This window comes from Senegalimassilia anaerobia JC110 (genome assembly GCF_000236865.1).
In the GTDB taxonomy this organism is placed as follows: domain Bacteria; phylum Actinomycetota; class Coriobacteriia; order Coriobacteriales; family Eggerthellaceae; genus Senegalimassilia; species Senegalimassilia anaerobia.
The window spans coordinates 1-971 of record NZ_CAEM01000069.1 but is presented as its reverse complement, the minus strand read 5'-3'; the positions used below and the strand labels follow the sequence as shown (position 1 = coordinate 971).

Here is a 971-nt window from a genome sequence, read left to right as displayed (position 1 = left end):
GAAGGGCCCGCGACGTGATTGAACGTCGCGGGCCCTTTTGCATAATGGGACAAAGGGACAGTCCCTTTGTCCCATTATGCAAGTCCTTCTACAAGCGTGATGGCGTCGGGTACGTCCAGCGCGGCGACGGGGCAGTGGCGCAGGAGCTGTTCGTCATTGGTGACGAGGCAAAGTGCCTTCGCCCGCATGGCCGCGGCGATGACGAGGTCGTCTTCGAAGTCGTTGTGCAGGGGGCGCTGCTTTCGCGCCATCCAGATGTCCGACTGGTCGCAACAGACTGCAGCGGCGATTTCGCTCAGATGATCGACTGCGGCCCATGCGGCGGCGGTCGCGGCTTGCGCGGCGCTTTGCGTGAGTTCGCCGCCATGCGTTTTCCGGTATGCAACCTTGTAGTCGTTCGCAAGAAGGAAGAACAGGTCTTTTACGCTGGTTGCCGCATATGCCAAGGTGCAGTCGTGAGCGTTGGCGCATTCGAGAAGCTTGAAGGCTGCGGTGCTTCCCGGACGGTGCCCAAGGTAGTAGTCGACCCAGACGTTGGTGTCGACGAGCAGCGTCTTGCGACTATTGGCAGGTTGCGGCATTTCGCTACTCACGTGTGCTCCAGCCCATCGTTTCGCCATACTGTTCCATCGCAGCCGCTTCTTTCAACTCGGAAAACGACAGCGACGCGTTGGGGGCGCCGGTGATTCCGCCTGCAACGTACGCGTCGCGCACGATATTCGGTCCCTGCGCGATGAGCTGGGACTTTTCTTGACGTTGGGCCCGGGCGTCCGCTTCGCGCTGCTTTTGACGATCGGGGAACAGCGCGTCGGTGATGGCTTCAGGCGTCTCGACATTGCGCCCGGCCAGTTCCCATAATGCGCGGATTGCTTGGGACGGGGAAAGCCCCGCCGCGGCAAGCCCTGCGTCGCCGCTAGCTTTGCAGCTGACGGCGATACGCGCGTTGATTTGAGCGGTAGCGGGCATGGCGT

At 61.7% G+C, this 971-nt stretch carries 2 protein-coding genes; both read right to left on the bottom strand.

Annotation, left to right across the window (positions count from 1 at the left end; translation table 11 throughout):
- Nucleotides 1-74 precede the first annotated feature (74 nt).
- Entirely contained in the window at nucleotides 75-593 is a 519-nt protein-coding gene (locus tag SFHG_RS00040; RefSeq protein ID WP_158574162.1) for a type II toxin-antitoxin system VapC family toxin, read from the bottom strand.
- The coding region (locus SFHG_RS10715; RefSeq protein WP_052297727.1) for a hypothetical protein at nucleotides 586-971 on the bottom strand (386 nt) is incomplete at its 5' end. The genes SFHG_RS00040 and SFHG_RS10715, both read right to left, overlap by 8 nt.